This is a genomic window from Ideonella aquatica (genome assembly GCF_018069755.1).
Lineage (GTDB): Bacteria > Pseudomonadota > Gammaproteobacteria > Burkholderiales > Burkholderiaceae_C > Ideonella > Ideonella aquatica.
Genome location: NZ_JAGQDE010000002.1, coordinates 110,884 through 129,816 on the forward strand (window position 1 = coordinate 110,884; position 18,933 = coordinate 129,816).

16 protein-coding genes are annotated in these 18,933 nt (G+C 69.2%); 10 read left to right on the forward strand and 6 right to left on the reverse strand.

Features of this window, described 5'->3' with window-relative positions; genetic code table 11:
- Positions 1-87: 87 nt before the first annotated feature.
- Entirely contained in the window at positions 88-1,368 is a 1,281-nt protein-coding gene (locus KAK06_RS02665; RefSeq protein WP_210800255.1) for a solute carrier family 23 protein, read from the forward strand.
- A 333-nt stretch (positions 1,369-1,701) separates the two neighbouring features.
- Here the strand turns inward: KAK06_RS02665 and ffh are convergent, their stop codons facing one another.
- Positions 1,702-3,090, reverse strand: coding sequence for a signal recognition particle protein (ffh, locus tag KAK06_RS02670; protein WP_210800256.1), 1,389 nt, complete (start codon positions 3,088-3,090; stop codon positions 1,702-1,704).
- Between the two features lie 70 nt (positions 3,091-3,160).
- Here ffh and KAK06_RS02675 point away from each other — a divergent pair, with 70 nt between their 5' ends.
- The 9 genes from KAK06_RS02675 to KAK06_RS02715 all read left to right on the forward strand — a co-directional run bounded on the left by KAK06_RS02675 (position 3,161) and on the right by KAK06_RS02715 (position 13,948).
- A complete protein-coding gene (locus tag KAK06_RS02675) occupies positions 3,161-3,958 on the forward strand; it encodes a cytochrome C assembly family protein (protein ID WP_210800257.1) in 798 nt (265 codons plus the stop codon).
- Entirely contained in the window at positions 3,955-4,200 is a 246-nt protein-coding gene (locus tag KAK06_RS02680) for a PP0621 family protein (RefSeq protein WP_210800258.1), read from the forward strand. The genes KAK06_RS02675 and KAK06_RS02680 overlap by 4 nt, the downstream gene beginning before the upstream one ends.
- A gap of 19 nt (positions 4,201-4,219) precedes the next feature.
- Positions 4,220-6,049 carry a sensor histidine kinase gene (locus tag KAK06_RS24480; RefSeq protein WP_210800259.1) on the forward strand — a complete coding sequence of 610 codons (1,830 nt, stop codon included), beginning with the start codon at positions 4,220-4,222 and terminating at the stop codon, positions 6,047-6,049.
- Entirely contained in the window at positions 6,046-7,497 is a 1,452-nt protein-coding gene (locus KAK06_RS02690; RefSeq protein WP_210800260.1) for a sigma-54-dependent transcriptional regulator, read from the forward strand. The genes KAK06_RS24480 and KAK06_RS02690 overlap by 4 nt, the downstream gene beginning before the upstream one ends.
- The gene (gene ampD, locus KAK06_RS02695; RefSeq protein ID WP_210800261.1) at positions 7,494-8,078 is read left to right on the forward strand and encodes a 1,6-anhydro-N-acetylmuramyl-L-alanine amidase AmpD; all 585 of its coding nucleotides are present in this window, start codon (positions 7,494-7,496) and stop codon (positions 8,076-8,078) included. The genes KAK06_RS02690 and ampD overlap by 4 nt, the downstream gene beginning before the upstream one ends.
- A gap of 513 nt (positions 8,079-8,591) precedes the next feature.
- Positions 8,592-11,507, forward strand: coding sequence for a ribonucleoside-diphosphate reductase subunit alpha (locus KAK06_RS02700; RefSeq protein ID WP_210800262.1), 2,916 nt, complete (start codon positions 8,592-8,594; stop codon positions 11,505-11,507).
- Between the two features lie 122 nt (positions 11,508-11,629).
- Entirely contained in the window at positions 11,630-12,820 is a 1,191-nt protein-coding gene (locus KAK06_RS02705) for a ribonucleotide-diphosphate reductase subunit beta (RefSeq protein WP_210800263.1), read from the forward strand.
- 227 nt (positions 12,821-13,047) lie between these two features.
- The gene (locus tag KAK06_RS02710) at positions 13,048-13,548 is read left to right on the forward strand and encodes a histone (protein WP_210800264.1); all 501 of its coding nucleotides are present in this window, start codon (positions 13,048-13,050) and stop codon (positions 13,546-13,548) included.
- An 82-nt stretch (positions 13,549-13,630) separates the two neighbouring features.
- Complete coding sequence (locus KAK06_RS02715) at positions 13,631-13,948, forward strand: DUF167 domain-containing protein (protein WP_210800265.1); 318 nt, start codon at positions 13,631-13,633, stop codon at positions 13,946-13,948.
- Here the strand turns inward: KAK06_RS02715 and KAK06_RS02720 are convergent.
- From KAK06_RS02720 to accB, 5 genes are all read right to left on the reverse strand, one after another.
- Positions 13,829-14,866, reverse strand: a complete 1,038-nt coding sequence (locus KAK06_RS02720; protein WP_210800266.1) for a carbohydrate kinase family protein — start codon at positions 14,864-14,866, stop codon at positions 13,829-13,831. The genes KAK06_RS02715 and KAK06_RS02720 overlap by 120 nt on opposite strands.
- Positions 14,867-14,891: 25 nt before the next feature.
- Positions 14,892-15,944 (reverse strand): zinc-ribbon and DUF3426 domain-containing protein, encoded by a 1,053-nt coding sequence (locus KAK06_RS02725; protein WP_210800267.1) that lies wholly within the window; start codon positions 15,942-15,944, stop codon positions 14,892-14,894.
- A 37-nt stretch (positions 15,945-15,981) separates the two neighbouring features.
- Entirely contained in the window at positions 15,982-16,869 is an 888-nt protein-coding gene (prmA, locus tag KAK06_RS02730; protein WP_210800672.1) for a 50S ribosomal protein L11 methyltransferase, read from the reverse strand.
- 16 nt (positions 16,870-16,885) lie between these two features.
- Positions 16,886-18,235: an acetyl-CoA carboxylase biotin carboxylase subunit gene (gene accC, locus KAK06_RS02735; protein WP_210800268.1), complete on the reverse strand. Its 1,350-nt coding sequence runs from the start codon at positions 18,233-18,235 to the stop codon at positions 16,886-16,888.
- Positions 18,236-18,359: 124 nt separating this feature from the next.
- On the reverse strand, positions 18,360-18,824 hold the full coding sequence (accB, locus tag KAK06_RS02740) for an acetyl-CoA carboxylase biotin carboxyl carrier protein (protein WP_210800269.1): 465 nt from the start codon (positions 18,822-18,824) through the stop codon (positions 18,360-18,362).
- Positions 18,825-18,933 lie beyond the last annotated feature (109 nt).

Sequence of the window (18,933 nt, forward strand, 5' to 3'; positions counted from 1 at the left end):
AGCGCCCCCCTACACTACGCCCGCCCGCTCTCCCGCTACCCTGGTCGATGGCGGCGCCCATAGAACATCCCTACCCGAGGAGTCCCGATGAGCCTGATCCCCACCTGGCGCGAAGTCCCGGCCGAAGCCGGTCGCGTTGTGGCCCCCGATGAACGCCTGCCCTGGCCGGCCACCGCCGCGATGGGCGTGCAGCACGTGATCGCGATGTTTGGCGCCACGGTGCTGGCGCCGCTGCTGATGGGCTTCAATCCGAACGTGGCGATCCTGATGTCGGGCATCGGCACGCTGATCTTCTTCGCCGTGGTGGGCGGCCGGGTGCCCAGCTACCTGGGATCCAGCTTCGCCTTCATCGGCGTGGTGATCGCCGCCAGCGGCTACGGCGGCTCGGGCGCCAACGCCAACATCGGCGTGGCGCTGGGCGGCATCATCGCCTGCGGCGCGGTGTACGCGCTGATCGGCGGGCTGGTGCAGGTGATCGGCACGAAGTGGATCGAGTCGCTGATGCCGCCGGTGGTGACCGGCGCGGTGGTGGCCGTGATCGGCCTGAACCTGGCGGGCGTGCCGATCAAGAACATGGCCCCCACCGACTTCGACAAGTGGATGCAGGCCATCACCTTCCTGTGCGTGGGCCTGGTGGCGGTGCGCACCAGCGGCATGCTGCAGCGCCTGCTGATCCTGGTGGGCCTGATCATCGCCAGCGTGGTCTATGCGCTGCTGACCAACGGCCTGGGCCTGGGCAAGCCGATGGACTTCAGCGGCATCGCCAGCGCCGCGTGGTTTGGTGCCCCGGCCTTTGCGTCGCCGGTGTTCGATGCCAACGCGATGCTGCTGATCGCCCCGGTGGCCATCATCCTGGTGGCCGAGAACCTGGGCCACGTGAAGGCCGTCAGCGCGATGACCGGCCAGGACCTGGACCGCTACATGGGCCGCGCCTTCCTGGGCGACGGCATCGCCACGATGGTCTCGGGCAGCGCCGGCGGCACCGGCGTGACCACCTACGCCGAGAACATCGGCGTGATGGCCGCCACCAAGATCTACTCCACCGCGATGTTCGTGGTGGCCGCGCTGATCGCCATCGTGCTGGGCTTCAGCCCCAAGTTCGGCGCGCTGATCCAGGCCATCCCGCTGGCGGTGATGGGCGGCGTCTCGATCGTCGTCTTCGGCCTGATCGCCGTGGCCGGCGCCAAGATCTGGGTCGACAACAGGGTCGACTTCAGCGACAACACCAACCTGATCGTCGCCGCCGTCACGCTGGTGCTGGGCACCGGCGACTACACGCTGAAGTTCGGCGGCTTCGCGCTGGGCGGCATCGGTACCGCCACCTTCGGCGCGATCCTGCTGCACCTGCTGCTGAAGAAGCGGGGCTGACTGCCAAGGCCTTGACCGCTGCAGCACGCCGACGGTGGATTCAGCCAAGGGCTGAGTGGACTGGGGCTGGCGGCGCTGTCGGGGGCGCCGAGGAGTGCAGTCGCCCCGGGGGCGCGCCGCAGGCGCGCTTCGTGAACTGACTTGGTCGACACTGTTTGACCGCAGCGAGCCGCAGGCGAGCGCAGGGAGTTTGGCGACCACCCCGGGGTGGCGAGCACCCGAGGGGAGTCGGCGCAGCCGACCGCCACCGTCTGCGACGACAGACCCAGGCCGCTCAGTCCTTGGCTGTGCGCCAACCTCTGCAGTCAGACCCCTTGCAACGGTCGGAGCACGTCAGGCGCCCGGGAACCCCGGCGGCATCATGCCCTTCATGCCGCCGAGCTTCTTCATCATCTTCATCAGACCGCCGCCCTTCATCTTCTTCATCATCCCCTGCATCTGGTCGAACTGGTTGAGCAGGCGGTTGACGTCCTGGATCTGCACGCCGGCACCGGCGGCGATGCGGCGTTTGCGGCTGGCCTTGGACTTGCCGTCCATCAGCAGCGCGGGCTGGCGGCGCTCCTTGGCGGTCATCGCGTTGAGGATGCCTTCCATGCGCTTCATGTCGCGCTCGGCGCGGTCCAGGTCGGCCTGACCGGCCTTGGCGGCCATCTGGGTGGGCAGCTTGTCCATCAGGTTGCCCAGGCCGCCCATTTTCTTCATCTGGCTGATCTGGGCCAGGAAGTCGTTCAGGTCGAAGCCACTGCCAGACTTGACCTTCTCGGCCAGCTTCTGGGCGGCGGCGATGTCGACGCCCTTGGTCACCTCTTCGACCAGCGCGACGATGTCGCCCATGCCCAGCACGCGGCCGGCGTGGCGTTCGGCGTCGAAGACCTCCAGGCCGTCGATCTTCTCGGAGACACCGGCGAACTTGATCGGCGCGCCGGTGACCTGGCGCACCGACAGCGCGGCGCCGCCGCGTGAATCGCCATCGAGCTTGGTCAGCACCACACCGGTCAGCGGCAGCGCCTCCTTGAAGGCGCGGGCGGTGTTGACCGCGTCCTGGCCCTGCATCGCGTCGACCACGAACAGCGTTTCCACCGGGTTCAGCGTGGCGTGCAGCTCGCGGATCTCGGCCATCAGGGCCTCGTCGATCGCCAGCCGGCCGGCGGTGTCGACCAGCAGCACGTCGAAGTAATGGCGCTTGGCGTGGTCCAGTGCGGCCAGTGCGATGTCGCGCGGCTTCTGGTCGGGGGCGGACGGGAACCACTCGGCGCCGGCCTGCCTGGTCACCGTCTTGAGCTGCTCGATCGCGGCGGGGCGGTAGACGTCGGCCGAGACCGTCAGCACCTTCTTCTTGCGGCGCTCGATCAGGTGCTTGGCCAGCTTGGCGGTGGTGGTGGTCTTGCCGGCGCCCTGCAGACCGGCCATCAGGATCACGGCGGGCGGCTGGGCGGCGAGGTTGATGTCGGCCACCCCTTCGCCCATCGTCGCGGCCAGCTCCTTCTGGACGATGGACACCAGCACCTGGCCGGGGTTCAGCGAGCCCACCACCTCCTGGCCCAGCGCCTTGTCCTTGACGCGGGCGATGAAGTCGCGCACCACCGGCAGGGCCACGTCGGCCTCGAGCAGGGCCATGCGCACCTCGCGCAGCATGTCCTGCACGTTGGATTCGGTGATGCGGGCCTGGCCGCGCATGGTCTTGACCAGGTGCGACAGGCGATCGGTGAGGGTGGAAGCCATGGGCAGAAAGCGCTCCGCGGAGGTGACAGGCCGTGCGTCGGGCGTGCGGGGGCGCCGGTACACTCTGCGCATGATTTTATCTGCCGCCTCCGTGACCTGGCTGGCGCCGCCTGCCGTGCTGGCTTACCTGCTGGCCAGCCTGCCCGCGGCCGAGGGGCAGCGCTGGCCGGCGCAGGCGCTGACGGCGGCCTGGCTGCTGCACGGTCTGCTGCTGCTGGCCGGGGCCGACTTTCTGGGCAGCCACGGCGGCCTGCGGCTTGGTTTCGCGCCGGTGCTGTCGTTCACGCTGTGGCTGGTGCTGGGGGTGCATGGCATCGAAAGCCGGCTGATGCCGGTCGGCCAGCTGCGCCGCCTGCTGGCCTGGTGCGGCGTGGCCGCGGTGGCGCTGGCCTGGCTGTTCCCTGGCGAGGTGCGTGCCGTCGCCCATTCGCGCTGGGCGCCGCTGCATTGGGTGCTGGGTCTCACCTCGTACGGTCTGTTCGGTGCGGCGGTGCTGCATGCGCTGATGCTGGACTCGGCCGACCAGCGCCTGCGCGGCAAGGGTCCGGGGCCGGCCACCGCGCTGGGGCTGCCGCTGCTCAAGCTGGAGCGTCTGACCTTTCGCTTCGTTGAGGCGGGCTTTGTGGTCTTGACGCTGGCGCTGGTGCTGGGCCTGGCCTCGCCCAACTGGAGCTGGCGTGACCACAAGACCGTGCTGTCGCTGCTGGGTTGGGCCACCTTTGCGGCGCTGATCGCTGGGCGCCTGTGGCGCGGCTGGCGCGGTCGCCAGGCCACGCGCTGGCTGTATGCGGGCACGCTGCTGCTGCTGCTGGCCTATGTGGGCTCGCGCTTCGTGCTGGAGGTGCTGCTGCACCGCCCGGTCGCATGAAGTTCCTGCTGACCCTGGCGGTCCTGGTGATCGCGGTGAAGTGGTGGCTGTCGCGCCAGAAGCGCCCGACGCGGCCGGTGCCGCCGCCCGCCTCGTCCGCGCCCGTACCCCCGCCGGCTCCCACGCCCATGTGTGCTTGCGCGCACTGCGGCCTGATGCTGCCGCAGGGCGAGGCCTGGCGCGACGAGCAGGGCCGCGCCTTCTGCGGTGCCGAGCACCGTCACCTGGGGCCCCGTCCATGACTGCGGGCGGGAGCGCGCGGTGAGCCGCTCGCGCAGCGCGCCGGTCTACCGCGATGACTCGCGCCTGGGCGCGCTGGGTCTGGGTCCGGACTTGGCTGAGGACGGGCTGACCGGCTTCGGCCCGGGTTTTGGTGACAGCAGCCAGCTCAGCGGCCTGGCCCGCGCCGGCGAGGCGGGCGGCGCGCCCGACCTGCAGCAGGCGGGCACCCGCTTGCGGGTGCTGCGCAGCTACACCGCGGCCCGGGTGGTCATCGGCGTGGCGCTGCTGTTGACGCAGATCGCGGTGATCGACAACGGTTCGCTGCGCTATGTGCCGCTGATCCTGGTGGTGGCCAATCTGCTGGAGGCGGCACTGTGCTGGCAATGGCTGCGCGCCCGGGTGCGCAGCCTGGCCCATGTGGTCAACAACCGCTGGCTGTGGTGGGCCACCGTGGCCTGGGATCTGGTGGCCTTCGGCGCGATGCACTGGCTGGCGCCGTCCGGCAGTCTCAGCCACGCGGCGCTGCTGGTGCTGCCGGCGCTGATGTCGGGCATCCTCAGCAGCCGCACGATCGCCCTGGCCACGGCCTCGCTGGCGGCCCTGGGCCTGCTGGCCGCCAGTGCGCTGAAGGCCTCGCCGGGCGAGTTGCCGGCGCTGCTGTCGCAGGCGGGCCTGGTCGGCATTGGCCTGTTCATGATCGCCATCCTGGCGGGCGAACTGGCCACGCGGCTGGCGCGCCAGGAGCGCTCGGCGCGCCACAACCTGTCGTTGGCGCTGCAGCAGGCCGAGCTGAACCGCCTGGTGATCGACGAAATGACCGACGGCGTGCTGGTGGTCGACGGCCGCGGCGGCGTGCGCGCTGCCAATCCGGCCGCGCGCGCCTTGCTGGCCGAGGGCGATCGCTGTCCGCGCGCGCCGTTTTCACTGCATGGCCAACGGGGCTGGCTGCCGCTGCTGGGCGCGATCGAGTCGGCCTATGAGAACGGCCAATGGCCGGCAGGTGGCATGGACCTGACGCTGGCCTTCGACCGCGAGTCACCGCGCTCGGTGCGGGTGCGGGCCCGCTTCACACGCCGCGCCGGCGACGGCCACGATGGCGCCGAGGAGGTGCTGGCGGTGCTCTTCGTCGAGGAGCTCAAGAACGTGCTGGCGCGCCAGCGCCAGGAGCGGCTGGTGGCCATGGGTCGTATCTCGGCCGGCATCGCGCACGAGATCCGCAACCCGCTGGCCGCCATCTCGCAGGCCAATGCGCTGCTGCAGGAAGACGACCTGCCCGCCGACCAGCAGCGTCTGGCGCGCATCATCAGTGACAACGTCGAGCGCCTCAAGCGCATCGTCAACGACGTGATGGAGGTGGCGCCGTCGGCACCCGTGCCCTCGCGGGTGATCGACCTGTGCGCCGAGGTGGCAGCGATCTGTGGCGAATGGGCCCGCACCGCCGGTGTGGTGCTGGGCAGCGACAGCCGGCTGCAGGTGCGTCTGCCCGGCGAGCCCATGGGCGGCGTGTTCGACTCCGACCACCTGCGCCGCGTGCTGATCAACCTGCTGGAGAACGCACTGCGCCACGCCAGTCGCGAGCCCGGTGCGGTGCGCCTGAGCCTGGAGGTACTGGGCGACGCGCTGGTGCGCATCAGCGTGGCCAGCGACGGCGAGCCGATCGCGCCCGATGTCGAGGCCCACCTCTTCGAGCCCTTCCACAGCACCCGCAGCCGCGGCACCGGGCTGGGCCTGTATATTTGCCGTGAACTCTGCGAGCGCCACGGCGCCAGCATCGACTACCTGCGCCGCCCCGGTGACCGCCATGCCAACGTGTTCCAGGTGGTGATGCGCAGCGCACCGATCGATGCCGGCGGCCGCCTCTACCTATGAACGATGCCGCTGCCGGGCGGGTGCTGGTGGTCGATGACGAGCCGGACCTGCTGACCCTCTACGAACTGACGCTGCTGCGCGAAGGCCACAGCGTCGAGACCGCGTCCACCGTGGGCGAGGCGCTGGAGGCGCTGGCCCAGTCGCCGTTCCGCCTGGTGATCACCGACATGCGGCTGCCCGACGGCAGCGGCATGGACCTGCTGCGCTGGCTCGAGAAGCAGCGGCGCAACGAGAAGGCGATCGTCGTCACCGCCTTCGGCTCGGCCGAGAACGCGGTCGAGGCCCTGAAGGTGGGTGCCTTCGACTACCTGACCAAGCCGGTGGACCTGCGCCAGTTCCGCACCGTCGTGGCCTCGGCCATGGGCCGCGTGGCGCCGGCCGCTGCGGGCGCGGTGCCGTCGCGCGGCGGGCCGCTGCAGCGGCTGGCGGGCCGCTCGGGCGGCATGCAGCAGGTGCGCGAGCTGGTCGAGAAGGTGGCGCGCAGCATGGCGCCGGTGCTGGTGCATGGCGAGTCGGGCACTGGCAAGGAACTGGTGGCACGCGGCATCCATGACTCCAGCGCGCGGGCCAGCGGCCCCTTCGTGGCCGTGAACTGCGGCGCCATCCCCGAGGCCCTGCTCGAGGCCGAGTTCTTCGGCTACCGCAAGGGCGCCTTCACCGGCGCCACCGAAGACCGCGAGGGCTTCTTCCAGGCTGCGGCCGGGGGCACGCTGTTCCTGGATGAGATCGGTGACCTGCCGCTGGCGATGCAGAGCAAGCTGCTGCGAGTCATTCAGGAGCGCGCTGTGCGGCCGGTGGGCGCCACCGCCGAACAGCCCACCAACGTGCGTCTGGTCAGCGCCACCCACAAGGACCTGGCGCAGGAGGTGGCGCAGGGCCGCTTCCGCCAGGACCTGTTCTACCGGCTGAATGTGATCCGCATCCCGGTGCCGCCGCTGCGCGAGCGCATGGAGGACCTGGGCCTGATCTGCGATGTGCTGCTTGAGCGCATTGCTGCCGAGGCCGGCGTCAGCCCGGCGCCGGTACTGGCGCTGGCCGCGCGTGAGCGCCTGGCCAGCTACGCCTTCCCGGGCAATGTGCGTGAGCTGGAGAACCTGCTGCACCGCGCGGTGGCGCTGTCGGCGGGCGACGAGATCACACCGCTGGATCTGGGCCTGCCCGAGCAGCTGGTGGGCCGCTCGCTGCTGGACGATGAACCCGAGACCAGCGCGCCGGCCGGCACCCCGGCCGTGGTGGCGACGGCGCACGACGAGTCGCTGCCCGGCGACCTGGCGCGCCACCTGGACGATGTCGAGCGCCGCATCCTGGAGCGCGCGCTGCACCAGCACGGCTTCAACCGCACGGCGGCGGGCGCGCGCCTGGGCCTGTCGCTGCGGCAGATGCGCTACCGCATGGCCCGGCTGGGCATCTCCGAGAACGTTGCGGGCGACGAGGCTGGCGAGCGGTGAGCGCGCCCCGCTGGCGCGACGGCTGGTGGGGCGGCGCACGCCGTGTGGACTCGCCCAATGTCGGTCCCCGCCCGCCACAGGTTGAGCCCAGCCTGCTGGTGCTGCACTCGATCAGCCTGCCGCCCGGTCAGTACGGCGGCGACGCGATCGAGCGCCTGTTCACCAACCGCCTGGACTGCGACGCGCACCCCTACTTCGACACGCTGCGCGGTCTGCAGGTCTCGGCGCACTTTTTGTTGCGCCGCGATGGCGAATTGCTGCAGTTCGTGTCCACCCGCGAACGCGCCTGGCATGCCGGCCGCTCCAGCTGGCGCGGCCGCGACAACTGCAATGACTGGTCGATCGGCATCGAGCTCGAGGGTCTCGAGGGAGAGTGTTTCGAAACGTACCAGTACAGCGTTTTGTCGACGCTGATCAGGACTTTGGCTCGGCATCACCCGATTGGCGACGTGGTCGGCCATGAACACGTGGCGCCGGGGCGCAAGGCCGACCCGGGCGTGGGCTTCGACTGGGCCCGCCTGCACGCAAGCCTGGCGGGCTGCCGAGCGCAGGTTGCGCCGGAGATCCTCGGCCAGGCTTGATGCGCACCGCGCACAGCCCCGCGCCACAAGGCCTGGCGGCGCATTTCGCTGCGCGAGCCGCGCCCTGACTGGGTTGGTGACCGCCGCACCGCAGATGGTGGGCGTGTGCCGGCGATGCGCTGTGTGCGCCGTCGTGCGGTGTGATCGCAAGGCCATTTCCGGCTGGTCGTCAAGGGCGTGGAAGCACGCTATCGGTAGTGCTTGAGGTGCTCCGGACCCCCAGATATAGTGTCCCCTTGTGCTAACCTTCGGCCTTCAGCCAAACGTCGATGAGCCACCTCGCCCTGCCTGTTCACCCCGTTGCCGCGTGCCACACACGCCCATCGGGGCCGCCACAGGACAGCGCGTCGCCCCCTGCGGGCCGCGGTGGCTTGCGACGACGATGAGACACCGGCACCGACGCCTCCCGTCCCTGACCTGAGCGATCGACGGCCCTGCCGGCCGTCTCCCAACGGCACCTTCCGTGCGCGACCCCGCGCCCTCCACACCGACACATCCAACTGAGGGGAATCCATGCAAGCTGTCCCGTCCAGCCTGACCGACACCGGCGCCGCCGCGCGCCTGGCCACGCCCGCCGCCACCAGCAGCCAGGCCGCCGCCAGCGCCTACCAGGGCTACCAGATCATCCGCCGCAATGGCGCCGTGGTCTCGTTCGAGCCCAACAAGATCGCGATCGCGCTGATGAAGGCCTTCCTGGCGGTGCATGGCACGCAGGGCGCGGCCTCGGCCAGCGTGCGTGAGACGGTGGACGGCCTGACCGAGCTGGTGGTGCGCGGCCTGATGCGTTCGCGCCCGGGCGGCGGCACCTTCCACATCGAGGACGTGCAGGACCAGGTCGAGCTGGGCCTGATGCGCGGCGGTCACCACGAGGTGGCGCGCGCCTACGTGCTGTACCGCGAGCGCCGCTCGCAGGAGCGTCTGAAGCAGGGCCAGGTGGCTGAGGCCGCGATCTCGCACCAGCTCAGCGTCACCGACAAGGGCCAGCGCGTGCCGCTGGACGAGGCCGCATTGCAGTCGCTGGTCGAATCCGCCTGCGCCGGCCTGGGCGCCGACGTGCGCCCCGAGCCCATCCTGGCCGAGACCCGCCGCAACCTCTATGACGGCGTGCCGATCGACGAGGTCTACAAGGCCGCCATCCTGGCTGCCCGCACCCTGATCGAGCAGGAGCCGGCCTACACCCGCGCCACCGCGCGCCTGCTGCTGCACACCATCCGCCGCGAGATCCTGGGCGAGGAAGTCACCCAGGCCGAGATGGCTGCGCGCTACGCCGAGTACTTCCCCAGGTTCATCAAGAAGGGGGTTGAGGCCGAGCTGCTGGACGACAAGCTGATGCAGTTCGACCTGGCCAAGCTGGGCGCCGCACTGGACGCCAGCCGCGATCTGCAGTTCGACTACCTGGGCCTGCAGACGCTGTTCGACCGCTACTTCCTGCACATCGACGAGCAGCGCATCGAGATGCCGCAGGCCTTCTTCATGCGCGTGGCCATGGGCCTGGCGCTGAACGAGATCGACCGCGAGACCCGCGCGATCGAGTTCTACCAGGTGCTCTCCAGCTTCGACTTCATGTCGAGCACGCCCACGCTGTTCAACGCCGGCACCCGCCGCTCGCAGCTCAGCAGCTGCTACCTGACCACCGTGGCCGATGACCTGGACGGCATCTACGAGGCCCTCAAGGAGAACGCGCTGCTGTCCAAGTTCGCCGGCGGCCTGGGCAACGACTGGACCAATGTGCGCGCGCTGGGCTCGTACATCAAGGGCACCAATGGCAAGAGCCAGGGTGTCGTGCCCTTCCTGAAAGTGGTCAACGACACCGCGGTGGCGGTCAACCAGGGCGGCAAGCGCAAGGGCGCGGTCTGCGCCTACCTGGAGACCTGGCACCTGGACCTGGAAGAGTTCCTGGAGCTGCGCAAGAACACCGGTGACGACCGTCGGCGCACGCACGACATGAACACCGCCAACTGGATCCCCGACCTGTTCATGCGCCGGGTCATGGAAGGCGGCGACTGGACCCTGTTCAGCCCCAGCACCTGTCCCGACCTGCACGACCTGGTCGGCACTGCCTTCGAAAAGGCCTACACCGCCTACGAGGCCAAGGCCGACCGCGGCGAGATCAAGCTCTTCAAGCGCATGCCGGCCAAGGACCTGTGGCGCAAGATGCTCTCGATGCTGTTCGAGACCGGCCACCCCTGGATCACCTTCAAGGACGCCTGCAACGTGCGCTCGCCGCAGCAGCACGTGGGCGTGGTCCACTCGTCCAACCTGTGCACCGAGATCACGCTGAACACCGGCGATGACGAGATCGCGGTGTGCAACCTCGGCTCGGTCAACCTGGCCCAGCATCTGTTGGACGGTCAGATCGACCACGCCAAGCTGAAGAAGACGATCACGGTGGCGATGCGCATGCTCGACAACGTCATCGACATCAACTACTACGCGGTCAAGAAGGCGCGCGACGCCAACCTGCGCCACCGCCCGGTGGGTCTGGGCATCATGGGCTTCCAGGACGCGCTCTACCAGCTTCGCACGCCCTACGCCAGCCAGGCCGCGGTGGAGTTTGCCGACCGCTCGATGGAAGCCGTCTGCTACTACGCCTACTGGGCCTCGACCGAGTTGGCCGCCGAGCGCGGCCGCTACAGCAGCTACCGCGGCTCGCTGTGGGACCGCGGCATCCTGCCGATCGACTCGCTGGACCTGCTGGCCGAACAGCGCGGCGGCTATGTGGATGTCGACCGCAGCATGACGATGGACTGGGCCGCTTTGCGCCAGCGCATCGCCGCCCACGGCATGCGCAACAGCAACTGCGTGGCGATCGCGCCCACGGCCACCATCTCCAACATCATCGGTGTTGATGCCTCGATCGAGCCGGCCTTCGGCAACCTGTCGGTCAAGTCCAACCTGTCGGGCGAGTTCACCGTGGTCAACGAGTACCTGGTGCGCGACCTGAAAAAGCTGGGCCTGTGGGACTCGGTGATGGTCATGGACCTCAAGCACTACGACGGCTCGCTGCGCCGCATCGACCGCGTGCCCGAGGAGCTGAAGTCGCTCTATGCCACCGCCTTCGAGGTCGAGGCGCAGTGGCTGGTCGAGGCCGCGTCGCGCCGCCAGAAGTGGATCGACCAGGCGCAGTCGCTGAACATCTACATCGCTGGCGCGTCGGGCAAGAAGCTGGATGACACCTACAAGCTGGCCTGGGTGCGCGGCCTGAAGACCACCTACTACCTGCGCACGATGGCGGCCACGCATGCCGAGAAGTCGACCATCAGCGCGGGGGCGCTCAACGCGGTGCCCAGCAGTGGCGGCGTGGGTGGTCTGTCGGCGCTTGAAGCCGCGGCGCAGCAGGCGCAGGCCATGCTCGCGGCCGATGCCTCGCCGGCCACCGACATCAAGTTCTGCGGCGTCGACGATCCGACCTGCGAAGCCTGCCAGTGACCTCGCGTGAACAGACACCGAGCACGATGCACATCGGCAACAACGATGTCGCGACGATGTCAATAAGTGCTTGGTGTTTGAACACAACACTCCGATAATTCGCACCCATAGGAAACACGCACATGCTGGTCTGGGAAGACGACTCTCGCACCGTCCCGACACCTGTCCCTCGCACCGCGCCCGAACAAGCTCTCGGCAGCGCGCGGGCCGCGGTCTCCTCTCCTTCTTCTCACGCTGTGGCCGCGGCGGCGCATGCCGAGCACACCGCCGCGTCGTCGGTGGTCGCGCGCAGCGAGCGCCGCGTCAACGTGGCCGAGAAGCGCATCATCAACGGCCAGACCGATGTCAACCAGCTGGTGCCGTTCAAGTACAAGTGGGCCTGGGAAAAGTACCTCGCCACCTGTGCCAACCACTGGATGCCGCAAGAGGTGAACATGTCGCGTGACATCGCGACCTGGAAGGACCCCAACGGCCTGACCGAAGACGAGCGCCGCATCATCAAGCGCAACCTCGGCTTCTTCGTCACCGCCGATTCGCTGGCCGCCAACAACATCGTGCTGGGCACCTACCGCCACATCACGGCCCCCGAGGCGCGCCAGTTCCTGCTGCGCCAGGCGTTTGAAGAAGCCATCCACACCCACGCCTACCAGTACATCGTCGAGTCGCTGGGCCTGGACGAGGGCGAGATCTTCAACGCCTACCACGAGGTGGCCAGCATCCGCGAAAAGGACGAGTTCCTGATCCCGTTCATCGACGCGATCATGGACCCGACCTTCAAGACCGGCACGCTCGAAGCCGATCAGACGCTGCTGCGCTCGATCATCGTCTTCGCCTGCCTGATGGAAGGCCTGTTCTTCTACGTCGGCTTCACGCAGATCCTGGCGCTGGGTCGGCAGAACAAGATGACCGGCGCGGCCGAGCAGTACCAGTACATCCTGCGCGACGAGTCGATGCACTGCAACTTCGGCATCGACCTGATCAACCAGATCAAGCTTGAGAACCCGCAGCTGTGGACGCCCGAGTTCAAGGCCGAGATCCGCACGCTGTTCGAAAAGGCCGTCGAGCTGGAATACCGCTACGCCGAGGACACCATGCCGCGCGGCGTGCTGGGGCTCAACGCCTCGATGTTCAAGGGCTACCTGCGCTACATCGCCAACCGGCGGGCCACGCAGATCGGCCTGGAGCCGCTCTTCCCGAACGAGGAAAACCCGTTCCCCTGGATGAGCGAAATGATCGACCTGAAGAAGGAACGCAATTTCTTTGAAACCCGCGTCATCGAATACCAATCCGGTGGCGCGCTGAGCTGGGACTGATGTCCTGGCGGTCCTTCGGGGGCCGCAGGCTGTGGGCTCCAGCTGATGATGGATCGAGATTCCCGGTGCGGAATCAGGCTGCCATGCGAAGCAGCTGTCCGTGCCACACCCCATTCATCGGTACGGGGGACGGTCGGTGGTTTCGCCACCCTCCCACCTCCGGTCGATGAATCGCCGGCCTGTATCGAGCGGACCGGTGTTCTTGCAACTTGATCAAGGAGTTTGATATGGCAACTGCGAAAAAGGCCGCCCCGAAGAAGGCCGCCCCGGCGAAGAAGGCCGCTGCCCCGAAGAAGGCGGCTCCGAAGAAGGCGGCCCCGGCGAAGAAGGCTGCGGCCCCGAAGAAGGCCGCCGCTCCGAAGAAGGCTGCCCCGAAGAAGGCCGCTCCGGCCAAGAAGGCGGCACCGGCGAAGAAGGCGGCTCCGGCCAAGAAGGCGGCACCGGCGAAGAAGGCGGCTCCGGCCAAGAAGGCGGCACCGGCGAAGAAGGCCGCTGCCCCGAAGAAGGCTGCCGCGCCGAAGAAGGCCGCTGCGCCGAAGAAGGCCGCGGCTGCCAAGAAGGCCGCGCCGAAGAAGGCCGCTGCCAAGCCTGCGGCGAAGAAGCCGGCGGCGAAGAAGGCGGCCAAGAAGGCCGCTGCCCCTGCCCCTGCTGCTGCCCCTGCGCCTGCGGCCAAGACGGCACTGAGCCCGGCAGCTGCCTGGCCCTTCCCGACCGGCAACAAGCCCTGAGGCTGACGGCCGCGGGTGACCGCGGCCCGATGACCGCAGCCCGGCCTCGGCCGGGCTTTTTTCTTGTTCAACCGTCCACCCGATGAGCCCAGCGTTGTGGCCATGCGTGCGGGCCGACGGCGCCGAGGCCTGTGTGCTGAGCGTGTCGGTGGTGCCCAATGCGAAGAAGACCGAAGCCGTCGGCCTGCACGACGGCGCGCTGCGCGTGCGCCTGGCCGCGCCGCCGGTGGACGGCAAGGCCAACGACACACTGGTGGCCTGGGTGGCGGGTGAGCTGGGCCTACCGCGACGCGCGGTGCGCCTCAAGCGCGGGCCGGCTTCGCGCAGCAAGCAGCTGGAGGTCGATGTGCCGCTGAACGCGGTTCAGGCCTGGCTGGGTCGCTGCCTGCCCGGCGCCTGATCCCACAGCGTCAGAGCCCCCCAGTGCGGCGCGGTCGATCTGGTGGTTCTGGCCGCCGCGCTGGGCGATCTTCAGTGCACCCAGGCGGTTGCCCAGCTCGACACAGCGCACCAGGTCCCAGCCGGCCTCCAGGCCGTAGAGCAGGCCGCCACGGAAAGCGTCGCCGCAGCCGGTGGGGTCGACCACGGCGGTGGCCGGCACGCCCGGCACGCGGGTGCACTCGCCGCCTACCCAGACATCGCAGCCCTCGTGGCCCAGCGTGACGATCACGCCGCGCAGGTGCGAGCGCGACAGCTCGGCCAGGCTCTGGCCGGTGCGGTCGCACAGCATGCGGCCTTCGTAGTCGTTCACCGCCACCCAGCTGGCCTGGGCGATGAAGGCGCGCAGCTCGGCGCCGTCGAACATCGGCAGGCCCTGGCCCGGGTCGAAGACGAAGGGGATGCCGGCGGCGGCCAGGTCGCGCGCGCGCTTGATCATCGCGTCGCGGCCGTCGGGGCCGATGATGGCCAGGCGCAGGTCGCTGCGCGCCGGCAGCTCGATCTGGTGGGCCTGCTGCATCGCGCCCGGGTGGAAGGCCGTGATCTGGTTGTTGTCGGCGTCGGTGATGATGATCGCCTGCGCGGTGTAGGTGTCGGCCACCTGCAGCACGCAGGAGGTGTCGATGCCCAGCTGCTGGAAGCGCGCCAGGTAGTCGGCGCCGTCATTGCCCAGCGCGGCCATCACCACCGGCTCGCCGCCCAGGGCCTTGAGCGTGTAGGCGATGTTGCCGGCACAGCCACCCCACTCGCGGCGCAGCGTGGGCACCAGGAAGGACACGTTCAGGATGTGCACCTGCTCGGGCAGGATCTGCTCGGCGAAGCGGCCGCCGAAGGTGGTGATGGTGTCGAAGGCAAGAGAGCCGCAGACGAGACTGGCCATGGCAGTGCGGGCTCACAGGCCCGTGTCAGGGGTAGAACAATTCGGCGCTGAAGCCGGTGACCGGCAGCTCGCGCACACGCAGCTCGGCGCGCACCGACCAGTGTGCGTCGGCGGCGATGCCGCCGGTCGGTGCGTCCAGCGACTGTGCCGGCAGTACGCGCCGGGCCAGCAGGCGGCCCTGATTGTCGGTGAAGCTGAGCTCCAGATCCGGCGCGCGCACCGGGTGGGCGGCCTGGTTGCGCAACTCGGCTTCGAAGCGCAGCACATCGGGCGCGGCCGTGCGCTGCAGCGTGCTGCTGTCTATCGCCAGCTGCTCGATGGCGCGGATCGGCTCAAGGCGGCAGCGCACCCGCTCGCACCACGCCTGCAGCGCTGGCACGCTGGCAGGCCAGTGGGCGGCCAGGCGGTCGCGTTCGTGGTGAGCCACCTGCAGCAGCAGCACGCCACCCAGCAGCGCGGCGGTGATGCCCAGCACGGCGCGCATCGCGGGCGTGCGCCACTGGGCCTCGCGCTCGGCCTGGCGCATGAACTGCGGCTTGCGTCGACGGCGCCGGCCCGATGGCGGCGGATCGACACGCAGGTCCTTGGGCGGCTGGGTGGGTGGGCTGCGCCGGGCAGTGGCTGCCGTGATCTCGCCGAAGGTGCTGATGCCGCTGTGTCCGGGCGGCAGCGTGACGCCGCGCAGCACCGGGTCGAAATCCGACGGCGGCAGTGAGGGCGCAGGCAGGCTGTCGGCGCCTGCGGGTTCGGCCGCGCCTACGCCAGGACCGAACATCGACCAGCCGGCGTCGGCCTCCCAGGCCTCGCCGGTGGGGATCACGCTGCGCGCGGGCTCAGGGACTGGCGTTTGCGCTGTCGATGGTGGTGCAGGGGCGGGCGCTGCCGCGGGCGGCGGTGACCGCGGTGCTGCGGGCGGCGGGCTCTGAGCCAGCTCCGTCGGCTCGGCGATCAGGGCCTCCAGGCCGTTGAAGACCTGTTGGCACATGCCGCAACGGACCCACCCGCCGGACACCCGCAACTGGTCCTGCACCACGCGGAAGGCCGTGCCGCACGCGGGGCAACGGGTGGCGAGACTCATGTCGGATGATGATGCCACAGCCGCCGCGGCGGCCGACTCAGGCGCGCTGGCCGGTCATCAGGATCCAGCCATCGTCTTCGTCGCTGACCTCCAGCGCCAGCCATGGCGCATAGGCCGCGCGCAGCTCGTCGGCCTGGCGCGCCAGGATGCCGGCCAGCACCAGGTGGCCGCCCGGCGCCAGGTGCGCGCACAACAGCGGCGCCAGCAGCTTCAGCGGCGTGGCCAGGATGTTGGCCAGCACCAGCGGGTAGACGCCCTGGGCGGCGTCGGGCAGACCAGCGTTCAGCGCGACGCCGTTGGCCACGGCATTGGCACGGCTGGACTCCACCGCGGCGGGGTCAATGTCGACCGCATCGATCACCTGGGCGCCATGCAGTGCCGCGCCGATGGCCAGGATGCCCGAGCCGCAGCCGTAGTCGAGCACACGCGGCCACGGCTGGGCATGGGCCGCGATCCAACGCAGGCACATGCGGGTGGTCGGATGGGTGCCGGTGCCAAAGGCCAGGCCCGGGTCCAGGCGCATCACGCGGGTGGCGCCCGCGGGCACCTCGTGCCAGGTGGGCACGATCCAGAATTGCTCGGTGACCGGCACCGGCGCGAACTGCGATTGCGTCAGACGCACCCAGTCCTGCTCGGCCATCTCGGTCAGGCCCTGGGGATGCAGGCCGGTGGTCCAGTCCTGGGCCAGCAGCAGCGTCAGGGCTTGCTGGGCGAGCAACTCATCGGCGAACAGGGCCTTGATCACCGAGCGGTCCCAGCCCGCCCGGGGCGGCGGCATGCCGGGCTCGCCGAACAGCGCGTGCTCGGCCTCGGTGTCGGCGTCGGCGTCCTCGACCGAGACCGACAGCGCCTCAAGTTCGTCCATCAAGGCCTCGGACACCGGCTCGACCAGGGCCTGCGGTGCGGTCATCGCCAGCTCAAACAGCGCCATCGTCGGGTCCTCAGCGGCGGTGGTGTTCCAGCCAGCCTTCCAGGTAGTGGATGCTGGTGCCGCCGCTGCAGAAGCCCTTGTCGACCATCAGCTCGCGGTGCAGCGGGATGTTGGTCTGGATGCCCTCGACCACGGTCTCGGCCAGCGCGGTGCGCATGCGCGCCAGCGCCTGCTCACGGGTGTCGCCATGGACGATGATCTTGCCGATCATCGAGTCGTAGTTGGGCGGCACGAAGTAGTTGGTGTAGGCGTGGCTGTCCACCCGCACGCCCGGGCCGCCCGGGGGGTGCCACATGCTGATGCGGCCCGGCGAGGGCACGAACTTCCAGGGGTCCTCGGCGTTGACGCGGCACTCGATGGCGTGGCCGCGCATCGCGATCTGGCGCTGCGAGAAGGGCAGCTTCTCGCCAGCGGCGATGCGGATCTGCATCTGCACGATGTCGATGCCCGTGACCAGTTCGGTCACCGGGTGCTCCACCTGCACCCGGGTGTTCATCTCGATGAAGTAGAACTCGCCGTTCTCATAGAGGAACTCGAAGGTGCCCGCACCGCGGTAGCCGATCTTCTTGCAGGCGGCGGCGCAGCGGTCGCCGATCTTCTCGATCACGCGGCGCGGGATGCCCGGCGCCGGCGCCTCCTCGATGATCTTCTGGTGGCGGCGCTGCATCGAGCAGTCGCGCTCGCCCAGCCACACCGCGTTGCGGTGCTCGTCGGCCAGGATCTGGATCTCCACATGGCGCGGGTTCTCGAGGAACTTTTCCATGTAGACGGCCGGGTTGCCGAAAGCGGCGCCGGCCTCGGCCTTGGTCATCTGCACCGCGTTGATCAGGGCCGCCTCGGTGTGCACCACGCGCATGCCGCGGCCACCGCCGCCGCCAGCGGCCTTGATGATCACCGGGTAGCCGATCGCACGGGCCTGGCGGATGATCTCCTTCGGGTCATCCGGCAGCGCGCCTTCCGAGCCCGGCACGCAGGGCACGCCCGACTTGATCATGGCCTGCTTGGCCGAGACCTTGTCGCCCATGATGCGGATCGACTCGGGCGTCGGGCCGATGAAGGTGAAGCCGCTCTGCTCCACCCGCTCGGCAAAGTCGGCGTTCTCGCTGAGAAAGCCGTAGCCGGGGTGGATGGCCTCGGCGTCGGTCACCTCGGCGGTGGAGATGATGGCCGGCATGCTGAGGTAGCTGTGGCTGGATTGGGCCGGGCCGATGCACACCGCCTCGTCGGCCAGCTTGACGTACTTGGCGTCGCGGTCGGCCTCGGAATAGACCACCACGGCCTTGATGCCCATCTCGCGACAGGCTCGCTGAATCCGCAGGGCGATTTCGCCTCGGTTGGCAATGAGAATTTTCTTGAACATGGGTGCCTCGGCTCAATCGCCCTTGCGGGCTGCGCCCGCGGGGCAATGTGGCTGCGCCGCCAGGCCTGCGGCCTGGTCTCCCCGGTTCGCGATCAGAATCTTCTTGAACATCGCAAACCGCCGATCACTCGATGACGTACAGCGGCTGGCCGAACTCGACCGGCTGGCCGTTCTCGACCAGCACCTTGGTGATCGTGCCGGACTTGTCGGCCTCGATCTCGTTCATGATCTTCATCGCCTCGATGATGCACAGGGCCTCGCCCTCCTTGACCACGCTGCCCACGTCGACAAAGGGCTTGCCGCCGGGGGTGGACGAGGCGTAGAAGGTGCCCACCATCGGCGACTTGACGACGTGGCCGGTCGGCTCCGCGGCGGGCGCGGTGGCTTCGGCGGCCGGGGCGGCGGCCATGGCGGGTGCCGGGGCGGCCATCATGGCGGGGGCGGCCTGCATGGCCATCATCGGCGCGGCCATGGCCACGCCGGCCGATTTGACGATGCGCACCTTGCCTTCGTTCTCGGTGATCTCGAGTTCGGAAATGTTCGACTCCGACACCAAGTCGATCAAGGTCTTGAGCTTGCGCAGGTCCATGGCTTCTCCTCGTCTGGACAGTGGAGGCGCCTGGGTGCAGGCGCCTCCGCGCCAGTCGACTGACTGGCAGGAACTTCCCTGTGGATATGCGGCCATTTGCCGGCAACGT